The following is a 3,013-nucleotide window of genomic DNA, read 5'->3' as shown; positions in this document are numbered from 1 at the left end:
CGCTGCCGAGGCGCGACGACCGATGATCAGCAGGAATGCGAGTGATGGATGCCTAGGCGCACACGACCGATGAAGGACGGGGACTCCCGCCGAAACGGGTAGGCGAGCCGGAGTCAGGCTGCGACCCTACCATCTCCGAATGGGGCAACCCCACCACCGTGATGGGTGGTGATCCCACGCTGAATCTATAGGCGTGCGGAAGGGCACCGGGGGAACTGAAACATCTCACGTACCCCGAGGAACAGAAACGATTCCCGAAGTAGCGGCGAGCGAACCGGGACAAGCCTAAACGACCCACGTGTCAAAGCAGGACAGCGTTGCGTGGGGCGGGTTGCGAGACCTCCAGGCGTGGATGTCCTTCCACGCAGTAAGTTACCAATGCCAGTGGTAGGGGAATGGCCCTGGAACGGCCAACCAGAGCGGGTGAGAGTCCCGTACCCGACACTGCTGGCACTTACGCGAGGGATCTCAAGTACGACGGGACACGCGAAATCCCGTCGGAAGCCGGGGTGACCACACTCCAAGGCAGAATATCGTGGGCGACCGATAGCGCAGAGTACCGTGAGGGAACGGTGAAAAGCACCCTGGCGAAGGGAGTGAAACAGATCCTGAAATTGCTCGCAGACAAACCGTGGGAGGCGCAAGCTAACCGCGTGCCTTTTGGAGTATGAACCGACGAGTTACCCCATGTGGCAGGTTAAGGCAGCAACAGCCGGAGCCAGAGCGACAGCGAGTCTGAATAGGGCGTTTGGTCGCATAGGGTAGACCCGAAACCAGGTGAGCAACCCATGGTCAGACTGAAGCGACCGTAACAGGTCGTGGAAGGTCGAACTAGTGTCCGTTACAAAGGGCTTGGATGAACTGTGGGTAGCGGAGAAATTCCAATCGAACCTGGAGATAGCTGGTTCTCCCCGAAATGTATTGAGGTACAGCCGTGGATTGGGGCTGCTGGGGGTAAAGCGCTGTTGGCGTGCGGGGGGCGCGAGCCTTACCAAGCGCTGGCAAACTGGGAATACCAGCAGCCTACACCACGAGTGAGACGGTGGGTGCGAACATTCATCGTCAAGAGGGCAACAACCCAGACCCGCCGCTAAGGTCCCGAAGTATCGGCTCAGTGGGCAAGGGCGTGATCGGACGCAGACAACCAGGAGGTTGGCTTAGAAGCAGCCACCCTTGAAAGAGTGCGTAACAGCTCACTGGTTTAGTCCGGTTGCATCGACAATCCACCGGGGCTAAGTCGATCACCGAAGCGCGGGATACAATCATCGATTGTATGGTAGGGGAGCGTTGTGGGGGCACTGAAGCGGGCGCGGAAGCGCAACCCGTGGAGCGACCACAAGTGCGAATGTCGGTATGAGTAACGATACGAGGGGTGAGAACCCCCTCCACCGAAAGTCTAAGGGTTCCGCCGCACGGGCACTCCGCGGCGGGGAAGTCGGGCCTAAGGCGAGGGCGCGAGCCGTAGCTGATGGACACGCCGTTGATAATCGGCGACCACACCCAGAACGTTTGCACGTGACTGAGATGCTGATGGGGAATCCGAGCGACGAGACGAGCGTCGTTCACGCTGGTAGGGAGGATTGTGTGGCAAATCCCACAGTCCGTTGACCGAGAAGCAAGTACGAGTGGTCTCCTTCGGGAAATCGCGAGTCGGATGGACCTAGGCAGCCGCGAAAGGCTTGGGCACGGAGGACTGGGTGTGCCCGTACCGCACACCGACACAGGTAGACAGGTCGAGGAGACCAAGGTGGACGAGCGAATCCCGGTTAAGGAACTCGGCACGAATGACCCCGTAACTTCGGGAAAAGGGGTGCTCGCTGGGGTGAAGCCCATACGGGTGGAGCATCTGGCGAGTCGCAGCAAAGAGGCCCAGGCGACTGTTTAACAAAAACACAGGTCGGTGCGAACGCGAAACAGCGGACGTATACCGGCTGACACCTGCCCAGTGCTGGAAGGTTAAGGGGAGCTGTGCAAGCGGTGAACCGAAGCCCCAGTAAACGGCGGCCGTAACTATAACGGTCCTAAGGTAGCGAAATTCCTTGTCGGGTAAGTTCCGACCCGCACGAAAGGTAGAACGATCTGGGCGCTGTCTCAACCGGGAGCTCGGTGAAATTGCAAGGGCCGTGAAGATGCGGCCTACTCGCAGCAGGACAAAAAGACCCCGTGGAGCTTGACTACAGCTTGCCATCGGCGCGTGTGTGGCGCTGCGTAGGATAGGTGGGAGCCTGGGAAGCCGGACTTGCGGGTCTGGTGGAGGCAACGGTGAAATACCACTCTGCGACAGATATGCGCCTCACCCTTGACCATGAAGCTGGTAAGGGGACGGTGGCTGGTGGGTAGTTTGACTGGGGCGGTCGCCTCCCAAAAAGTAACGGAGGCGCGCAAAGGTAGGTTCAGGCCGGATGGCAACCGGCTGGGGCGTGCAAGCGCAGAAACCTGCTTGACTGCAAGGCAAACAGGCCGCGCAGGGACGAAAGTCGGCGCTAGTGATCCCACGTGCCTGAGTGGAAAGGCCGTGGCGTAACGGATAAAAGCTACCCCGGGGATAACAGGCTGATCCCGCCCAAGAGTTCACATCGACGGCGGGGTTTGGCACCTCGATGTCGGCTCGTCGCATCCTGGGGCTGGAGTCGGTCCCAAGGGTTGGGCTGTTCGCCCATGAAAGCGGCACGCGAGCTGGGTTCAGAACGTCGTGAGACAGTTCGGTCTCTATCCGCTGTGAGCGTAGGATGATTGCGTGGGGCTGGCCCTAGTACGAGAGGACCGGGCTGGACAGACCGCTGGTGGACGAGTTGTGGGACGACCCGCAAGGCTCGGTAGCTACGTCTGGGACGGAGAACCGCTGACAGCATCTAAGTGGGAAACCGGCCACAAGATCAGTCATCCATGTGCAGGAATGTACGAGAGGCACCGTCGAGACGAGGCGGACAACTGGGGTGCTGTGGAGGCCGTGTGAACGGTAGAGCAGACACCCGCAGAAAGCCAAGCGATCATCGGTTGCCGCGCGTCGGCA

1 rRNA gene is annotated in these 3,013 nt (G+C 59.9%); it reads left to right on the top strand.

Features of this window, described 5'->3' with window-relative positions:
* Positions 1–19: 19 nt before the first annotated feature.
* Positions 20–2,999: ribosomal RNA gene (locus ACFMKP_RS24730) — 23S ribosomal RNA — on the top strand.
* Positions 3,000–3,013 lie beyond the last annotated feature (14 nt).

It is taken from the genome of Herpetosiphon sp. NSE202 (assembly GCF_042688385.1).
Taxonomy (GTDB): domain Bacteria; phylum Chloroflexota; class Chloroflexia; order Chloroflexales; family Herpetosiphonaceae; genus Herpetosiphon.
Note: the sequence above shows the minus strand (reverse complement) of the source record. Positions and strands in the feature narration are given on the sequence as shown.